Raw genomic sequence first — 18173 nt, 5'->3', positions numbered from 1 at the left:
TCCGCGCATCCGCGCAACGGGTCATGGTCCGCATGCCACACAGCGCTGCGGTCGGTGGACTCGTTCTGCGCTGGGGCTCGCAGATCGACGCTCGTCCGCTTCACGCCGACGCCGACGGCCCTGACGACGACGCCGTAGCCGCATACATAGCCAAGTACGTCACCAAAGGAGCACACGGGACGGGAGCCGGCACCGACTACCGACTCACCGCCTGGGACGACATCGACTCGGCACGCGTCACCAGCCACGTGCGAGCGCTCATGCGTGCCTGCCGACATCTCGGCTGCCTACCCGAGTGCGCACCCCTCCACCTCCGGGCCTGGGCCCACACCTTCGGCTACCGCGGCCACATCCTCACCAATCACGCGCCTACTCGACGACATACGCGGCCCTGCGCACCGACCGAGCCGAGCACCGTGGTCAGGAAGCCATTCCCGGCAGCGTCACGGATGCTCACTGGCGCTACGTCGGCTCAGGACACTCCCCCGGAGCTGTGTTACCCGCAGCGGGCATCGCCGAAGATCTGTCCATCAATAGGGATTTCGCACGAGAGGCGGCAGCTGACCGAGGAAGTTGCCGTAGCTGACACCAAAGCGATGTGGACCCCGGACAAGACGCTCTCCCCAGCCGAGCGGGTGTCTGATGCACCGCTGCCGGCCTTGGTATCCCCGCTGCCGGGCTCTCCGACGAGGAGTGGACAAAGGTCCGCTCCCCTGCTCCCGAAGCGGCGCTGTGGGACCGTCCGTCGATCCGTGGACGCCATCTCCTACAAGGCTCGCGCCGGTAAGTCCTGGCCCGACGTGATCAAGGAAACCGGTGCGACCATCCAGGCTTCGAAGCACTTCAACGCCTGGGCCTCCGACGGCACCTGGAGTCGCGTAAACGCTGCTCTGGCGGACATGGAACAGGTTCCCCTACCGGAGCTTCAACTCCTGCCCCCGATGGTCATCGAAGGGCGGGTCGACCCGAGCGCGATGCTGAACCCAGAAGAACGATCCCGAACGGGATGCCGATGATGGTGATACAGAGGATGACGCCTGCGGCCAGGTACCCGAGGAACAGCCAGAAGCCGCTCAGGGCGAGCCAAATGACGTTCAGAACTGTCTTCATTGCTGACGACCTGCCATCTGCTCCAGCCGGGCGATGCGCTCCGCCATCGGCGGATGCGTAGAGAACATCTTGGACATTCCCTGTCCCGGGCGGAAGGGGTTCGCGATCATCATGTGGCTCGCGGTCTCGATGCGCGGCTCGGGAGGCAGCGGCAGCTGCTTCGTGCCGGCGTCGAGCTTGCGCAGCGCGCTCGCGAGGGCGAGGGGGTCGCCGGTGAGCTGGGCACCGGACGCGTCCGCCTCGTACTCCCGGGAGCGGCTGATGGCGAGCTGGATGAGGGAAGCGGCGAGCGGGCCCAGGATCATGACCAGGATCATCCCGAGAATGCCGGGACCGTCGTCGTCGTTGGACCGGCCGACCGGGATCAGCCAGGCGAAATTGACCAGGAACATGATCACGGAGGCGAGGGCGCCGGCCACGGACGAGATCAGGATGTCGCGGTTGTAGACGTGACTGAGCTCATGGCCGATGACACCGCGCAACTCGCGCTCGTCCAGGATGCGCAGGATCCCCTCGGTGCAGCACACCGCCGCGTTGCGCGGGTTGCGGCCCGTCGCGAAGGCGTTCGGCGCCTCAGTCGGTGAGATGTACAGACGCGGCATCGGCTGGCGGGCCTGGGTCGAGAGATCGCGGACCATGCGGTAGAGAGCCGGGGCCTCGAACTCACTCACCGGGCGGGCGCGCATCGCGCGTAGAGCCAGTTTGTCGCTGTTCCAGTACGCGTACGCGTTCGTCCCGATCGCGATGAACAGCGCGACGATCAGACCTGTACGCCCGAAGAAGCTGCCGATGACGATGATGAGTGCGGACAGTCCCCCGAGGAGTACGGCTGTCCTGAGCCCATTGTGCCGGCGGTGCACGGTACGCCCTCCAAGTCGTGCGGCAGGGGAACCCTTTGCCTGCTGATGCTCTGCTTCCACTCTTCAGTGGACCCTCCCGTACTGGTCAACGCCAGACGGAGAGCTCTAGTTCCCTTGTGCGCACTGCCTGGCGCGTGGTCCGTCCGGGTGATTCGAACGGCGGTCCACACACGCGCGCGTGCACTTGGACGGGGCGGGAAACCGGTCGGATCGGGTGGCGAAACCCGGTGAGGATCGGGTCGGGGAACCGGTCGCCGAATCAGCGGAGACGCTTCGGAAGAGACGCTTCAGGAGAGACGGTTCAGAAGAGAACAGTCTCCGAGAAGCGCAGGATCAGCTGAGGAGCCCCGGACAGGACGACACCCAGGACGGCCGTCAGGGCGATGGCCGCGGTGAGCGGAACCGGTGCTGGGTGCGTGCCCGGCTCGCCTTCGGGAGCGCGGAAGAGCAGCGTCGTCCACTGAAGGTAGTAGAAGAGCGCGATCACCACATTGACGGCCATGACGACGGCCAGCCAGCCGAGCCCCGCGTCGACTGCCGCCGAGAAGACGGTCACCTTGGCGAAGAGGCCGATGATGCCCGGCGGCAGACCGGCGAGACAGAGCAGGAAGAAGCCGAGCACCAGCGCGGAGAGGGGGCTCCCGGTGTACAGGCCCCGGTAGTCGCTGATGCGGTTCAGGGGGCTTTTGCGGGCCACCAGGGCGGCCACGGCGAAGGCGCCGAGGTTCACGGCGGCGTACATGAGGGCGTACGCGACGGTGGAGCCGATGGCGTTCTCGGCGTTCTTGGAGTAGGCGGCGGCCGCGATCGGGACCAGGAGGTAACCGGCCTGTCCGACGGAGGACCAGGCGAGCAGCCGTACGGCGCTGTACGCGCGCGTGGACCGCTGCCGCAGGGCGCCGACGTTCCCGACCGTCATGGTGAGGGCTGCCAGCGCCGCCAGCGCCGGGCCCCAGACGTCCGCGTACGACGGGAAGGCCACGACGGTGACGAGGATCAGCCCGGAGAAGCCGACCGCCTTGCCGACGACCGACAGGTAGGCGGCGATCGGCAGAGGAGCCCCTACGTAGGTGTCGGGCACCCAGAAGTGGAAGGGCACGGCAGCCGTCTTGAAGGCGAAGCCGACCAGGGTGAGGACGACGCCTGTCTGGGCGAGGGTGTGGAACTGTCCGTCGACGTGCTGGATCCGGTCCGCGATCTGCGTGAGGTAGAGGGTGCCTGTCGTCGCGTAGACGAAGCTGACGCCCATCAGGCTCACCGCTGTCGCGGTGACCGAGGACAGGAAGAACTTCAGGGCCGCTTCCGAGGACTTCTTGTCGCCGCGCTTGATGCCGACGAGTGCGAAGGCGGGCAGCGAGGCGACTTCGAGGGCGACGATGAGGGTCGCGAGGTCACGGGAGGCGGGCAGCAGGGCGGCACCGGCCGCCGAGGAGAGCAGCAGGAACCAGTACTCCCCTTCAGGGAGTTCCCTGTCGGCGTCCTTCAGGGCGGTGACCGACAGCAGGGCGACGAGGAGCGCGCCGCCGAGAACCAGGAGCTGGATGACCAGGGTGAAGCGGTCCGCCACGTAGCTGCAGCTGCTCGCTTCGCCCGTCAGGCAGAACGTGGCCCGGTCGCCGTCCCTGAGGGGCAGCAGCAACAGCGCGGACGCGGCGAGGCCCGCCACGGACATCCAGCCGAGGACGGCCTTCCTCGCGTCGCCGATGAAGAGGTCGGTGACGAGCACGACGAGTCCGACGACCGCCGCGAGGGTCGGCGGCGCGATGGCGAGCCAGTCGACGGACTGGACCAGGGAACTCATCGGGTGCCTCCTGCGAGGAGCTGCTGTACGGCCGGGTCGGTCAGGTCGAGCAGGGCCCGGGGCCACAGACCGGCGACGACGGTGAGGGCGACGAGCGGCGTCCAGGCGGCGAACTCGTAGGTCTGGACGTCGGCGAGTCCCGGCGACTCCCGGGGCGTCGCGCCCATGCAGACGCGGCGTACGACGACGAGCATGTACGCGGCGGTGAGCAGCGTGCCGAACGCGGCGATCGTCATGAACGTCAGATAGGCGGGACGGCTGAGGCCGGCGGCGGGCTCGAACGCGCCGAACAGCGCCAGCATTTCGCCCCAGAACCCGGCGAGGCCCGGCAGCCCGAGCGAGGCGACGGCGGCGAAGGCCAGCAGGCCGCCGAGGCGCGGTGCCTTGCCGTACAGCGCGGCGCCGGACTCCTCAGCGAGGGTGTCGAGGTCGGAGGTTCCCGTGCGGTCCTTCAGCGCTCCGACGAGGAAGAAGAGGAGGCCGGTGATGAGGCCGTGGGCGATGTTGGCGAACAGCGCGCCGTTCACGCCGGTCGGGGTCATCGTCGAGATGCCGAGCAGGACGAAGCCCATGTGGCCGACGGAGGAGTAGGCGATGAGCCGTTTGAGGTCGCCCTTCGCGCCCTGCTTGGCGAGGGCCAGACAGGCCAGGGAGCCGTAGATGATCCCGACCACGGCGAAGGCGGCGAGGTAGGGGGCGAAGGTCCGGAAGCCGTCCGGCGCGATGGGCAGCAGGATCCGGACGAACCCGTACGTGCCCATCTTCAGCATGACGCCGGCCAGCAGCACCGAGCCGACGGTCGGAGCGGCGGTGTGGGCGTCGGGCAGCCAGCTGTGCAGCGGCCACATCGGCGTCTTGACCGCGAGCCCGATCCCGATCGCCAGAACGGCGGTGACCTGCACGGATGTACTCAGCGACCGGCCGTTGTCAGTGGCGAGTGCCACCATGTCGAATGTGCCCGTCTTGATTCCGATCAGGAGCAGACCGAGCAGCATGACGACCGAACCGAGCAGGGTGTAGAGGATGAACTTCCAGGCCGCGGCCTGGCGCTGGGCACCGCCCCAGCGGGCGATGAGGAAGTACATCGGGATGAGGACCGTCTCGAACGCGAGGAAGAACAGCAGCAGATCGAGGACGGCGAAGGTCGCGAGCGTGCCGGACTCGAGGACGAGCAGCAGGGCGACGAATGCCTTCGGGGTCGGGCCCGCGGGCATCTTGAAGTAGGAGTACAGCGCGCAGAGGAAGGTCAGCAGCGCGGTCAGGACCAGAAGGGGGAGGGAAATGCCGTCGATGCCGAGGTGGATCCGCACGTCGAGTGCGGGGATCCAGCTGATGTCCGTCGTGGCCTGCATCTTCGACGGATGGTCGTGGTCGAAGCCGAGTGCGAGGACGATCGCGGCGATGAGGACCACGCCCGTGACGGTCACGCCGTGCCGCAGCACCGCCTGCTCGGGCGACTTCCCCTTCAGCCCGGGCGGGGCCGGCAGCAGGGTGGCGGCGGCCCCGATGAGCGGGCCGACGACGATCAACGCGAGAAGAATCTGCATCACGGATTCACTGATATCGATCACGCGTGCTCACGCTCCCGTGGCGACGAGGAGGGCGGCGACCACCAGGACGACGGTGCCGGCGAGCAGCGCGCTCACATAGGTCTGCACATTGCCGGTCTGCGCACGCCGTACGGCCGTGCCGAGCCAGCGGGGTAGGGCGCCCGCGCCGCGTACGTAGGTGTCGACGACCTCTCGGTCGAGGAACCGGACGAGCGAGGCTCCGGCCTGGACCGGGCGGACGAACAGCACGGTGTACACGGCGTCGAGGTGGAAGCCGACGGCCGCGTGGCGGTGCAGCGGGCCGAGCAGCAGTCGGCCCGGATCCGCCGGGTCAGGGGCGTAGGCCACGTCTCCGAAGGCGGGTTCGTGACCGGCGATGGCTTCGGCCTCGACCTGTCCGGCATCGGCACCGGGGTGGGCCGCGACCGCGCCCATCGGTACGCGGGCCGCCAGGGCCGTGGTGTGCCGCCAGGCTCCGTAGGTGACGATGCCGCCGACCAGGGCGAGACCCGTGCCGAGTACCGAGGTGGTGAGGACCGGGGTCAGATCTCGGCCGTCGAACCAGTCGGGCAGCGGGCCGAACGCCAGACCGAACGCGAGCGAGGGGATGGCGAGCACCCACAGCACGGCCGTCATGGTGATCGGTTGCCTGCCGTGGTCGGGGGCCTCGGGTCCGTGGCCGCGGAAGGCCAGCAGCCACAGCCGGGTCGCGTACGCGGCGGTGAGGACGGCGGTGACCAGGCCGGTGACCAGGACGATCCAGCCCGCAGCGCCGGGAGCTTGCTCGGTGTGACCGGTGGCGACGTGCTCGGCAGCGCCGAGGACGGCCTCCTTGGAGAAGAAGCCGCTGAAAGGAGGGATCGCCGCGAGCGCGAGCAGCGCCACGGTCATCGTCCAGAAGGCGTCGGGGACACGGGTGCGCAGGTCCTTCATCCGGGACATGACGGCGAGCGAGTTGGTGCCGGAGGCGTGGATGATCACGCCGGCGGCGAGGAACAGCAGCGCCTTGAAGGCGCCGTGCGCGAGGAGGTGGAAGACGGCGGCACCGCGGTCGCCGACGGCGAGGGCGCCGGCCATGTAGCCGAGCTGGCCGATCGTCGAGTAGGCGAGGACCCGCTTGATGTCGTCCTGGGCGAGCGCCGCAAGTCCCGAACCGACCATCGTGACACCGGCCATGACTGCGAGGACGACCATCGCGGCCGCGGAGGCCTGGAAGACGGGGAGGAGCCGGGCGACGAAGTAGATACCGGCGGCGACCATCGTCGCGGCGTGGATCAGCGCGGAGACGGGTGTGGGGCCCGCCATCGCGTCGGGCAGCCAGGTGTGCAGCGGGAACAGCGCCGACTTGCCCGCCACGCCCGCGAGGAGCAGCAGGGCGACCACGGTCGGGTGGTGCAGTCCGCCGCTCGCCACGGTGCCGAGGACCGTGGTGATCCGGAAGGAGCCGGCGTCGGTGGCCAGCGCGAACAGGCCGATGAGGAAGGGGACGTCGCCGAGTTTGGTGACCAGGAAGGCCTTGATGGAGGCGGCGCGGGCCTCGGGTGTCTCCCAGTAGTGGCCGACCAGGAAGTACGAGCAGATGCCCATGACCTCCCAGCCGACCAGAAGCACCATCAGGTCGCCCGAGTAGACGACGAGCAGCATCGCGGAGGTGAACAGGGAGACGAGAGCGGCGTACGAGGGGTAGCGCGGGTCGTCGTGCAGGTAGCCCGTCGAATAGATCTGCACGCAGGTGGCGACGACGCCGACGAGTACGGCGACGAGGGCGGCGAAGCCGTCGATGTGCAGGCCCAGTTCGATGGGGACCGAACCGGTCGGGGTGAGTTCGGTGTGCGTGTCGATGGCCTGCCCTCCGCCCTGATGCACCGCGACCAGCACGGCGAGGACGAGGGACGCGAGGGTCGGCAGGACGGCGAGCGGGCGGACGAAGCCCGGCGCCGTGCGGCCGAGGAGGAGTCCGGCGACGGCGCCGAGGAACGGAAGGAGGGGAACGAGGACGGCGAGGTTGGTCGTGGTCACGCGGTGGCCTCAGCCTTCTCGGCCGCGGGGGCGTCGCTGTCGGGGTCGTCGGGGCCGTGGCCCTCGGCCGTGTCGCGGAGCTTGTCGATGTCCGAGGTGCCGCCGTTGCGGTACACGGCAAGGACGATCGCCAGGCCGATGCCGATCTCGGCGGCGGCGATGGCGATGGTGAACAGGGTCAGGGCCTGGCCGGAGTGCAGCGTGTCGCGGGCGGCTCTGGAGAGCCAGACGTCGAAGGCGACGAGGTTCAGGTTGACGGCATTGAGCATCAGCTCGACCGACATCAGTACCAGGATCGCGTTGCGGCGCGCGAGGACTCCGTACAGGCCCGTGCAGAACAGGAGGGCTGCGAGCACGGCGGGATAGGCGAGGTGCATCAGCGGACTCCTTCCTTGTCTTCCGTGGCTCGTTTGCCGTCGCGGCTTCCGGGGACCTGCGGGGCGGTGGTCGTCCCGGCGGCGGCCGCCTTCGCCTTGCGGGAGAGGACGATCGCGCCGACGAGGGCGGCGAGGAGGAGGACGGAGAGCGCTTCGAAGGGAAGGACCCAGTTCTGGAAGAGGCTCGCTCCGGTCACCTCGGTGGAGCCGGCGGCGGCGCCGTTCAGGTCGACCCAGGTCGTGCGGAAGGCGTCGACGACGACCCAGACCAGCGCGCCGGCCGAGGCGACGGCCACGGTCAGGGCGGCCCAGCGGTTGCCTGAGTCGGCGTCCGGGGAGCGGCCGATCGGGGCCCTGGTGAGCATCAGGCCGAACAGAAGGAGGACGACGACGGACCCGACGTAGATGAGGACCTGCACCCAGGCGATGAATTCGGCCGTCAGCAGCAGGTATTCGACGGCGAGGCCGCCGAGGGCGACCACCAGCCACAGTGCGGCGTGCACCAGTTGCTTGGTGGTGACGGTGACGACCGCGGCGCCGAAGGTGAGCAGGCCGACGAGGAGGAAGGCGATCTCGACGCCGGTCGGAGAGAGGAAGCCGTGGTGTTCGGCGGCGACCGTGGTGGTCGCGTGGGCCACCGTGGCCGTGGCTGCTGCTGTGAAGGTCACGACTGTCCCTCCTGCGGACCGGAGGGGGGTGTGGCCGGGGAATCGGCCGATGCGGAGGCCGAGGGGTCGGCCTGCGCCTCCGGTGTCGCCTGCCCTGTCCGCCCGGCCTGCCCAGCCTGGGCTGCCTGCTCGGCGTCGGCATCCGTGGCCTGCCCAGCCTGGGCTGCCTGCTCGGCGTCGGCATCCGTGGCCTGCCCAGCCTGGGCTGCCTGCTCGGCGTCGGCATCCGTGGCCTGCTCGGACTGGGCTGCCTGCTCGGCTCGCTCGGCCTCGGCTGCCTGTTCGGCCGCGAGTTTGTCGGCGGTCTTGCGGGCGGCCACGATCTCCTTGGGCTCCTCGGCGCCCGGGTCGAGGGCGGGCGGAGCCGGGACGGTCCACATCCACTCGCGGAGCTTGTCGCGTTCGTGGGTGAGTTCGTGGATGTCGGTCTCCGCGTACTCGAACTCCGGGGTCCAGAACAGCGCGTCGAAAGGACAGACCTCGATGCAGATACCGCAGTACATGCACAGGGAGAAGTCGATGGCGAAGCGGTCGAGGACGTTGCGGCTGCGCTCGCGGCCACCCGGGGCGGCGGGCGGGACCGTCTCCTTGTGGGAGTCGATGTAGATGCACCAGTCCGGGCACTCGCGGGCGCACAGCATGCAGACCGTGCAGTTCTCTTCGAACAGGGCGATGACGCCGCGGGTGCGGGGCGGGAGTTGGGGCTGGGCGTCCGGGTACTGCGCGGTGACGGTCTTCTTCGTCATCGTGCGGAGGGTGACGGCTAGGCCCTTGGCGAGGCCGGAGCCAGGAATGGGGGCCATGGTTACGCGATCACCACCTTGACGATGCCGGTGAGGGCGATCTGGGCGAGGGACAGGGGAACGAGGAGGGTCCAGGAGAGCTTCTGGAGCTGGTCCTCGCGCAGGCGGGGGTAGGTGACGCGGAGCCAGATGACGACGAAGGCGAGGATCGCGCTCTTCAGGAGGGTCCAGACCCAGCCGAGGCCGTCGGCGCCCCAGGGGCCGTGCCAGCCGCCCAGGAAGAGGACGGTGGTCAGGCCGCACAGGACGACGATTCCGGCGTACTCGGCGAGCAGGAACAGGGCGAAACGCAGGCCCGTGTACTCGGTGTACGCGCCGAAGATGATCTCGGAGTCGGCGACGGGCATGTCGAAGGGGGGCCGTTGGAGTTCGGCGAGGCCTGCGGTGAAGAACACGATCGCGCCGACGATCTGCCAGGGCAGCCACCACCACTGGAAGGCTTCCACGATGCCCGGGAGCGAGACCGTGCCGGCCGCCATCGCGACGGAGGCCGCGGTCAGGAGCATCGGGAGCTCGTACGCGAGGAGCTGGGCGGCGGTGCGCAGGCCGCCGAGGAGGGAGAACTTGTTGGCCGACGCCCAGCCCGCCATGAGGGAGCCGAGGACGCCCACGCCCATGACGGCGAGGACGAAGAAGATGCCCGCGTCGACGACCTCGCCGACCGCGCCCTCACCCGGGCCGATCGGGATGACAAGGAGGACCAGGAGGTACGGGAGGAGAGCGACGGCGGGGGCGAGCTGGAAGATGCGCCGGTCCGCGCCCGCGGGGACGATGTCTTCCTTCTGCGCGAACTTCACGCCGTCCGCGACGAGTTGGGCCCAGCCGTGGAAGCCGCCCGCGTACATCGGGCCGAGGCGGCCCTGCATGTGGGCCATCACCTTGTGCTCGGTCTGGCCGACGATCAGGGGGAACGTCAGGAACACGACGAAGACGACGAGGAGGCGTAGGGCGACGTCGAGAGCGTCGTTCACTGCGTACCTCCGGTGGGGTCGTCGGGGGTGGGGGTCGACTCCGGGGCGACGGAGTTCGAGTCGGGGGAATCCTGCTGGGGGCTGGGCTTCGCCTTCGGCTCCTGACCTGGCTCCGGATCGGACTCCGGCTCGGGCATCGCCCCCGGGCGGGGCTCGGGCTCACTCCCGGAATCCGGCTCGGGCTCGGGTTTCGCCTCGCAGGTCGAGGCAGACGCCGCCTCGGGCTCCGGCTCCGGCGCGGCCTCGGGCTTCGCCTCAGAGGTCGGGGCAGACACCGCCTCCGGCTTCGACTCCGGCGCTGCCTCCGACTTCGGTTCCGGTGTCACCGGGAGCTTCGGTTCCGGTGACACCGGGAGCTTCGGTTCCGGTGTCGCCGGGGGCTTCGGTCCCCGTTCCGCCTTCGGCTCCGAATCGTCGAATGCGGGCTTCGCCTGGTGCCAGGGAGCATCCGAGCTGCGCGACGCGGCAGGCCTTCTGACGGGCGTCGTCGCCGAGTCGGGCTCGCCTGCCCGAGAGGCACTCGCCGGCGTGGTCGGTTCGGAGGGAGCCGTCGGCGCGGAGGGGGCCGTCGGTTCCGTTGCGGCGGTCGGCTGCGAGACGGACGTCGAATCCGAGGGAGTTGCCGGATTCGAGGGAGTCGTCGGATCCGAAGGGGCCGTCTGATGTGCCCGTTGGGTCGCGGAGCCCTGGCTTGCGCTGCGGGCTCGGCGTGCGGGTCGCGCGGCTTCCGCACCGGAGGCGGTGCTCGCCCCAACGGAAGCCGCACCTGCACTCGTGGCGCCCGCGGTTGCGTCGGCGGGTGCGGCAGGCGCCTGGCTGGCCGAGCCCTCCCCCGCCGTGCGGGCCCTGCGCACCGGGCGGTCGCCGACGGGGCGGGCCGCGCCACGGGCCGGGCGGGACGGAGCCGGGGGGAGTTGGCCCTTGAGCGGGCCCCACTCGTTGGGGTCGGGGACGCCGGGCGGCAGCATCTGGCGGCGCTTCGGGCCGCCGTGCTCGGACTCGCCGGGTTCCTTCGCGCCGGGCCAGGCCTTGGCGACACGGGCGGCCAGGACGAAGTCCTTGCGGAGGGGGTGGCCTTCGAAGCCCTCCGGCAGGAGCAGCGGGTCGAGGCCGGGGTGGCCCTCGAAGGTCACCCCGAACATCTCGTGGGTCTCGCGCTCGTGCCAGGCGGCGCCCGCGTAGACGGAGACCGCCGACGGGAGGACCGGGGCCGTGTGCGGGACGGTCGTACGGACGAGGAGGCGACGTACCGGGGACAGGGCCACGACGTGGGCCGAGACGAGAAAGCCCGTGCCGGGTTCGTCGACGGCGCTCAGCCAGTCGAAGTAGGTGCAGCCCAGCGCGTCGCGGGCCGTCGCCAGGGCCGCGATCCAGGATGCCGGCGGTACGTCGACCGTCAGGACCTCGTACGACTCCTCGGCCGTGGCGTCGGGGCCGAAGAGTTCCTCGGCGGGACCAGGGAGCCAGCCGACGGTCATCGGTCCTCCTCGCCGGGGGTGGTCGAATCCACCCCAGGAGCGGTCGAAGCCGCCCCGGGAGCAGTCGGATCTGCCCCAGCAGCAGTCTGATCCGCCTCAGGAGCGATCGGATCCGCCTGGGGGGTGGTCGGCTTGTCCCCGATGTCGGCCGGGCCCTCCATGGAAGTGGCCGGGCCCTCCTTGGGCGCGACCGGAGCCTGCTCGGACGCGGTCGGAGCCTGCTCGGACGCGGTCGGGGCCTCCGTGGGTGCGGCCGGGACCTCCGTGGGCGGTGCCGGTGGCTTCATCAGACCGCTCTGGAGTGCGGCGGCCGACGGTCGCGGCGCGTCGAACCCGTAACGCTCCCCCAGCGATTCCCGGGCGATCTTCTCCTGGAGCTTGAGGATGCCCTGGAGAAGGGCTTCGGGGCGGGGCGGGCACCCGGGGACGTAGACGTCGACAGGGATGATCTGGTCGACGCCCTTGGTGACGGAGTAGGAGTCCCAGTACGGGCCGCCGCAGTTGGAGCAGGCACCGAAGGAGATGACGTACTTCGGTTCGGGCATCTGCTCGTACAGGCGCTTGACGGCAGGCGCCATCTTGTCCGTGACCGTGCCCGACACCACCATCAGGTCGGCCTGGCGGGGGCCCGGCGCGAACGGGATCACGCCGAGGCGGATGAAGTCGTGGCGGGCCATCGACGCGGCGATGAACTCGATCGCGCAGCAGGCGAGGCCGAAGTTGAAGACCCAGAGCGAGTAGCGGCGGCCCCAGTTCAGGACCACCTTCATGGGCTCGGGGGCGAGACGGGCGAGCGCGCCGAGCCGCTTGGGCTCGGGCAGCAGCACCGGCTGTTCCGGGGCGGAGGGGGTCACGTCCATGTCAGGACGCCCTTCTTGTATGCGTACAGCAGGCCCACGGCCAGGAAGCCGAGGAAGATGAACATCTCGACGAGCGTCGCGGCGCCGTAGCCGGGAGCGGCGAAGACCGTGGCCCAGGGGAAGAGGAAGATCGAGTCGACGGCGAAGATGACGTAGAGGAAGGCGTACACGTAGTAGCGGACCTGAGTGTGGGCCCAGCCCTCGCCGACGGGGTCGACACCGCACTCGTACGTCAGGAGTTTCTCGGGGGTGGGGACCACGGGCCGCAGCAGACGGCCTGCCCCGAAGGCGACGGCGACGAACAGCACGCCCACGACGGCGAGCAGTCCGACGACCGAGTAGGACTGGAAGTAGTCCGCCGCGACGACGGCCCCGGTCGCCGCGAGAACGGTCGGTTCCGGCACGTCAGCCCCTCACTCCCTGACCTCGTTGCGCCCCGTCGTACGCCGTCGCGCACTCTGTGATGCGCCATGTTCGACGATCTGTACGGACGGGAGTCTAGGGCCTGCTAAAGAGAGCGTAAGCAGCCCGTCACGCCTCGACCATCCCTCGACCACCAGTGACCCGTTCACGTCTCACGGTGTGAACGCGTCCCGGCGCCGCCTCGTCGTCGCATCCTGTGCCGGACTGTCGTCACGTCCGGCCGTCACCCCTGGGGGTGGGGTTTTCCCCAGTGCATCGCGGCGGTCCACCTCATGGCGCGGCGGCGCGCCGCCGGGCAGGCTAGCGGATATGACCGAACGCATCGCGCCCACCAGTCCGCCGGACGATCCGTCCGACGGTGACCGGCTGTCCCCCGCGAGACTCGCCCTCGCCCGGCAGACCTGGCTGGAGATCGCCCATCTCCTGGCGAACCTGCCGACCTCGATCATCGGATTCGTGTACGTGGTGACGATGCTCGCCACGGGCGCGGGGCTCGCGGTGACGGTCGTCGGACTGCCGCTGCTCGCGGCCGGGCTGCGGGGTTCGCGACAACTCGGCAAGGTGGAGCGGGCGCGGGCGCGGCGGCTGTTGAGGCTGCGGATCGACGAGCCGAGCCCGTTGCCGGTGCGCCGGACCGGTTTCTTCGGCTGGCTGTGGTCGAGCCTGAAGGACCCGGTGGGCTGGCGCGCGGTGCTGTACGACCTGATACGGCTGCCCTGGGGCGTCGTCACCTTCACGGTGACGCTCGTGTCGCTGTTCGTGCTGTGGCCGGTGCTGCCGTTCATCGCGCGGGGGCTGACGAACGTGGACCGGGCGATGGTGCGCGGGCTGCTGTCCCCCTCCGACGAGTTGGAGCGGCGCATCGCCGAACTGGAGTCGGACCGCGGGGTCGTGGTCGACACGGCCGCCGCCGATCTGCGTCGAATCGAGCGCGATCTGCACGACGGGGCGCAGGCCCGGCTCGTCAATCTCGCGATGGGGCTCGGCCTGGCGAAGGAGAAGCTCCTGGAAGACCCCGACGCCGCGGCGTCGATGGTCGACGAGGCGCACGGCGAGGTGAAGCTCGCCCTCCAGGAACTGCGTGATCTGGCCCGCGGCATCCACCCGGCGGTCCTCACCGACCGGGGTCTGGACGCCGCCCTGTCCGCGATCGCCTCGCGGTGCACCGTGCCCGTGAAGGTGACCGCCGAACTGGAGACGCGGCCGGCCGCCGCCATCGAGGGCATCGCCTATTTCACCGTCTCCGAGCTGCTCCAGAACGTCAGCAAGCACAGCGGGGCGAGGTCTGCGTCCGTCGAGGTCTGGCGGACGGACGAGCGCCTGCTCATCCAGGTCTCGGACGACGGCCGGGGCGGGGCCGGCCTCGACGGCGGTACGGGTATTGCGGGGCTCGCGGACCGGCTCGGCGCGGTGGACGGACTGTTCGTCGTCGAGTCACCGGTGGGCGGCCCGACGGTCATCACGGCCGAACTGCCGTGGCGGGACCGCCAGAACGAACCCGCGCAGTAACCGTCGGAACGCGACGCGCGCAGTAGTCGTCGGAGCGCGACCCCCGCAGTGATCGCCGGAGCGCGACCCGCGCAGTAGTCGCCGGGACGAGACGCGCAGTAACCATCGGACGAGCCCACGCGGTGAACGAGCCCACGCGGTGGTGGACGGCGGGCCGCTGAAGACAGCTGGCCGGAAAAGGGCGGGCCCGGTCCACGCTGCCGAGCAGGCCCGGTCCACGCTGCCGAGCGGGCCCGGTTCACTCGGTGGACACCTCGACCGGGGCACCTCCGGCCGGGGCACCTCCGGCCGGGGCACCTCCGGCCGGAGGCTGAAGACTGGAGCCTGGAGAGGCATGGGCCGAGGACCCTGGACGGAGAAACCCCGGCACGGGCCCCGCCCTGGTTCGCGGAGGTAGGGAAAACCCCCCGTTCAAGAGGCCGATCCGCTCCATGTCCGGCGGACGTTCCGGGCGGCAGGGTTGATGGAGGAGCCGACGCGCGGAACAAGCCGACGCGCGGAACGAGTCCAGGCGCAGGACGAGACGGGGCGCAGGACCGGACGAGAGAACGGACGAACCGATGGCCACGGAGTACGGACACGGATACGGGCACCGGAGCGGTCCCGGATTCGACGGGGCGGGTGCCGGCGAGCGGCGCCACCGTCTTCCGGCCCCGCTGCGGGCACCGATCGAGGCCCGCAGCTGGCGTGAGTTCGGCTATGTGATGCTGGGCCTGCCGCTCGGGATCATCATGTTCGTGTTCGCCGTCACGATGGTCTCGCTCGGCGCGGGCCTGCTGATCACCTTCCTGGGCATCCCGGTGCTCGCCGCCGCGCTGGCCGGCTGCCGCGGCTTCGGCTCGCTGGAGCGGGCGCGGGCGCGTGGGCTGCTCGGTGTCGAGGTGGCCGAGCCCGAGCCGCTGCGGATGAAGAAGCACGGGGCCATGGCGTGGATGGGCGCCGTACTCAAGAGCGGCACGTCGTGGCGGCACCTGCTGTACGCGGTGGTCCAGTTCCCGTGGTCGGTGTTCTCCTTCGTCGTGGCTCTGAACTTCTGGGCGTACGGGTGGGCGCTGCTCACGTATCCGCTGTGGTTCTGGATCTTCCCGATGTACGGCGGTCAGGACGGACTCCAGCTGTACGGCGACAGCACGCACTCGATCTATCTGGACAACCCGTTCGAGATCACGGTGACCGCCCTGGTGGGACTGCTCTTCACGCTGGCGACCCCGTGGATCGTGCGGGCGCTGACGACCGTGGACCGGTTGATGGTGCACGGGCTGCTCGGCCCCTCGCGGCTGGCCACGCGGGTGGTGGAGCTGGAGTCCGACCGGGGAGTCGTGGTCGACACGGCCGCCGCCGATCTGCGCCGCATCGAGCGCGATCTGCACGACGGGGCGCAGGCCCGGCTCGTCGCCCTGGCGATGGACCTGGGGCTCGCCAAGGAGAAGCTGGCCGAGGACCCCGAGGCCGCGGCGCGGATGGTGGACGAGGCGCACGGCGAGGTCAAGACGGCACTGCAGGAGCTGCGGGACCTCGCGCGCGGCATCCATCCGGCGGTGCTGACCGACCGCGGGCTCGACGCGGCGCTGTCCGCGGTGGCCTCGCGGTGCACGGTGCCGGTGCAGGTGGAGGTGGATCTGCCGGCACGGCCGGCGCCCGCGATCGAGGGGATCGCCTACTTCACCGTCTCCGAGCTGCTGCAGAACATCAGCAAGCACTCCCGTGCGACGCGGGCGACCGTGGATGTGTGGCGGGTCGAGAACCGGCTGATGATCCAGGTCGGTGACAACGGGGTCGGCGGGGCCGGTGTCTCCGCGGGGTCAGGCCTGGCGGGGCTCGCGGAGCGGCTCGACGCGGTGGACGGAATCCTGGTGGTGGACTCGCCGGTGGCCGGTCCCACCCTGATCACGGCGGAGCTGCCCTGGCGGGGCTGAGACATTCCGGCTCCGCGGGTACCCCGGTGCACCCCACCGGGGTACCCGCGTGGGTCGTGAGGTGCCCGCCGCGCGGGTGAGGTTCCCGCCGCGCGTACCCCGGTGGGGTAGCTCTGCCCCCGCTCCGGGCGCGAGGTCCGGGGCGGGCGCCGGAGAACGGCCGGACAACCGGGACAGAAAGATCAGCCCTTCGAGCAGGATCCCTCCAGGGCTCCTCCAGGACTCCTCCAGGACCGTCTCCAGGACCCCTCGACGACCCCCTATTCACGTCGCTCGGGCGCGTCCCGGTCCGAATGCTGGAATGCTGGGGTCTGTCGTACGAGCGGGACCGAACCCGGCGGAGCCAGGGGCGGCCCGGGGTGGGCTCTGGGGGGCCGAGGAATCGTGGAGGACAGAGTGCGGGTCGTCATCGCCGAGGATTCAGTGCTGCTCAGGGAGGGCCTGACCCGGTTGCTGACCGACCGCGGGCACGACGTCGTGGCGGGGGTCGGGGACGGCGAGGCGCTGATCAAGACCATCACCGAGTTCGCGGCGCAGGACGCGCTGCCGGACGTCGTGGTCGCGGACGTACGGATGCCGCCGACGCACACCGACGAAGGCGTGCGGGCGGCCGTGCAGCTGCGCAAGGCTCATCCGGGACTCGGTGTGCTCGTGCTGTCGCAGTACGTGGAGGAGCGCTACGCCACCGAACTGCTGGCCGGTTCGAGCCACGGCGTCGGCTATCTGCTCAAGGACCGGGTCGCCGAGGTGCGCGAGTTCGTGGACGCGGTGGTACGGGTGGCCCAGGGGGGTACCGCGCTGGACCCGGAGGTCGTGGCGCAGCTGCTCGGCCGCAGCCGCAAGCAGGACGTACTGGCCGGGCTGACGCCGAGGGAGCGGGAGGTTCTCGGACTCATGGCCGAGGGTCGGACGAACTCCGCCATCGCCCGTCAGCTGGTGGTCAGTGACGGTGCCGTCGAGAAGCACGTCAGCAACATCTTCCAGAAACTCGGCTTGTCGCAAAGTGACGGGGATCACCGGCGTGTTCTGGCCGTCCTCACGTACCTGAACTCATGACGAGCTGACAGTCTGTCAGTTGTTGAGCCGAACCAAAGGGTGAGCAGGAAGCGTCATTCGAAGAGAGGACCGGGGGCGGGGAAAAATCGTGACAAGTCAGGGTGTCAGGGCGTCTCAAAACTGCGTCCATCATGCGAATGGCCTAAGGAAGGCGACCCTTACCGACGTAGGGTTGAAAAAGGAAGGGTCTGCGGGAAGGCCACTCCCGGACAGCCGCCTCAAAGGAGGTCCAGTTCAGTGACGAGCAAGGTCAGCAGCCCAACGGAACAGGCCGACGAAGCCGTCGTAGGAGAACAGCGCAAACCGCCGGGGGCGAAGGACGTCCGCCGGCTCGACCGGGTCATCATCCGGTTCGCGGGGGACTCCGGTGACGGTATGCAGCTCACCGGCGACCGCTTCACATCGGAAACTGCCTCCTTCGGCAACGACCTCTCGACCCTGCCGAACTTCCCTGCCGAGATCCGCGCGCCCGCAGGCACCCTGCCGGGCGTTTCGTCTTTCCAACTGCACTTCGCCGACCACGACATCCTCACTCCCGGCGACGCGCCCAACGTCCTCGTGGCCATGAATCCGGCGGCCCTGAAGGCGAACATCGCCGATGTGCCGCGCGGTGCCGAGATCATCGTCAACACGGACGAGTTCACCAAACGGGCGATGTCGAAGGTCGGCTACGCGGCCAACCCGCTGGAGGACGGCTCGCTGGACGGCTACAACGTCCATCCCGTCCCGCTCACGACGATGACCGTCGAGGCGCTCAAGGAGTTCGAGCTGT

At 69.9% G+C, this 18173-nt stretch carries 15 protein-coding genes and 2 pseudogenes; 5 read left to right on the top strand and 12 right to left on the bottom strand.

The features are described 5' to 3' along the window. Positions 1 to 23: 23 nt before the first annotated feature. Complete coding sequence (locus N4G66_RS45655; protein ID WP_315903655.1) at positions 24 to 1016, top strand: replication initiator; 993 nt, start codon at positions 24 to 26, stop codon at positions 1014 to 1016. On the opposite strand, the pseudogene N4G66_RS18640 reads toward N4G66_RS45655, so the two are convergent. From N4G66_RS18640 to N4G66_RS18585, 12 genes and pseudogenes are all read right to left on the bottom strand, one after another. Beyond that, positions 994 to 1110, bottom strand: a pseudogene (locus tag N4G66_RS18640) (YccF domain-containing protein); the annotation flags it as partial. The gene N4G66_RS45655 and the pseudogene N4G66_RS18640 sit on opposite strands and share 23 nt — an antisense overlap. Next, positions 1107 to 1970, bottom strand: coding sequence for a zinc metalloprotease HtpX (htpX, locus tag N4G66_RS18635; RefSeq protein ID WP_261705270.1), 864 nt, complete (start codon positions 1968 to 1970; stop codon positions 1107 to 1109). The pseudogene N4G66_RS18640 and the gene htpX, both read right to left, overlap by 4 nt. Positions 1971 to 2271: 301 nt before the next feature. Next, positions 2272 to 3771: an NADH-quinone oxidoreductase subunit N gene (locus tag N4G66_RS18630; RefSeq protein ID WP_261705269.1), complete on the bottom strand. Its 1500-nt coding sequence runs from the start codon at positions 3769 to 3771 to the stop codon at positions 2272 to 2274. Continuing rightward, positions 3768 to 5342 (bottom strand): complex I subunit 4 family protein, encoded by a 1575-nt coding sequence (locus N4G66_RS18625; protein WP_261705268.1) that lies wholly within the window; start codon positions 5340 to 5342, stop codon positions 3768 to 3770. The genes N4G66_RS18630 and N4G66_RS18625 overlap by 4 nt, the downstream gene beginning before the upstream one ends. 6 nt (positions 5343 to 5348) lie before the next feature. Further along, complete coding sequence (locus N4G66_RS18620) at positions 5349 to 7340, bottom strand: NADH-quinone oxidoreductase subunit 5 family protein (protein ID WP_261705267.1); 1992 nt, start codon at positions 7338 to 7340, stop codon at positions 5349 to 5351. Next, a complete protein-coding gene (gene nuoK, locus N4G66_RS18615; RefSeq protein WP_261705266.1) occupies positions 7337 to 7717 on the bottom strand; it encodes an NADH-quinone oxidoreductase subunit NuoK in 381 nt (126 codons plus the stop codon). The genes N4G66_RS18620 and nuoK overlap by 4 nt, the downstream gene beginning before the upstream one ends. After that, entirely contained in the window at positions 7717 to 8385 is a 669-nt protein-coding gene (locus tag N4G66_RS18610) for an NADH-quinone oxidoreductase subunit J family protein (protein ID WP_261705265.1), read from the bottom strand. Before N4G66_RS18610 ends, nuoK begins: the two co-directional genes overlap by 1 nt. Beyond that, positions 8382 to 9188 carry a NuoI/complex I 23 kDa subunit family protein gene (locus N4G66_RS18605; RefSeq protein WP_261705264.1) on the bottom strand — a complete coding sequence of 269 codons (807 nt, stop codon included), beginning with the start codon at positions 9186 to 9188 and terminating at the stop codon, positions 8382 to 8384. The genes N4G66_RS18610 and N4G66_RS18605 overlap by 4 nt, the downstream gene beginning before the upstream one ends. 2 nt (positions 9189 to 9190) lie before the next feature. Next, positions 9191 to 10159, bottom strand: a complete 969-nt coding sequence (locus tag N4G66_RS18600) for a complex I subunit 1/NuoH family protein (protein WP_261705263.1) — start codon at positions 10157 to 10159, stop codon at positions 9191 to 9193. Further along, positions 10156 to 11637 carry an NADH-quinone oxidoreductase subunit C gene (locus N4G66_RS18595; protein WP_261705262.1) on the bottom strand — a complete coding sequence of 494 codons (1482 nt, stop codon included), beginning with the start codon at positions 11635 to 11637 and terminating at the stop codon, positions 10156 to 10158. The genes N4G66_RS18600 and N4G66_RS18595 overlap by 4 nt, the downstream gene beginning before the upstream one ends. A 230-nt stretch (positions 11638 to 11867) precedes the next feature. Then, positions 11868 to 12497, bottom strand: a pseudogene (locus tag N4G66_RS18590) (NADH-quinone oxidoreductase subunit B); the annotation flags it as partial. Next, positions 12488 to 12901 carry an NADH-quinone oxidoreductase subunit A gene (locus N4G66_RS18585; RefSeq protein ID WP_261705261.1) on the bottom strand — a complete coding sequence of 138 codons (414 nt, stop codon included), beginning with the start codon at positions 12899 to 12901 and terminating at the stop codon, positions 12488 to 12490. The pseudogene N4G66_RS18590 and the gene N4G66_RS18585, both read right to left, overlap by 10 nt. Positions 12902 to 13229: 328 nt before the next feature. On the opposite strand from N4G66_RS18585, the gene N4G66_RS18580 reads away from it, so the two are divergent. The 4 genes from N4G66_RS18580 to N4G66_RS18565 form a co-directional block, all read left to right on the top strand. Continuing rightward, complete coding sequence (locus N4G66_RS18580; RefSeq protein WP_261705260.1) at positions 13230 to 14429, top strand: sensor histidine kinase; 1200 nt, start codon at positions 13230 to 13232, stop codon at positions 14427 to 14429. Between the two features lie 560 nt (positions 14430 to 14989). Next, positions 14990 to 16345 (top strand): sensor histidine kinase, encoded by a 1356-nt coding sequence (locus N4G66_RS18575; protein WP_261705259.1) that lies wholly within the window; start codon positions 14990 to 14992, stop codon positions 16343 to 16345. A 396-nt stretch (positions 16346 to 16741) separates the two neighbouring features. Next, a complete protein-coding gene (locus tag N4G66_RS18570; RefSeq protein ID WP_315903659.1) occupies positions 16742 to 17401 on the top strand; it encodes a response regulator transcription factor in 660 nt (219 codons plus the stop codon). A 237-nt stretch (positions 17402 to 17638) separates the two neighbouring features. After that, positions 17639 to 18173 (top strand): 2-oxoacid:acceptor oxidoreductase family protein (locus tag N4G66_RS18565; RefSeq protein ID WP_261705257.1); only part of this gene is annotated, 535 nt, incomplete at its 3' end.

Source organism: Streptomyces rhizosphaerihabitans, assembly GCF_025399795.1.
GTDB lineage: Bacteria > Actinomycetota > Actinomycetes > Streptomycetales > Streptomycetaceae > Streptomyces > Streptomyces rhizosphaerihabitans.
The sequence above is the reverse complement of the archived record's forward strand: the minus strand, read 5'-3'. Positions and strand labels throughout refer to the sequence as shown.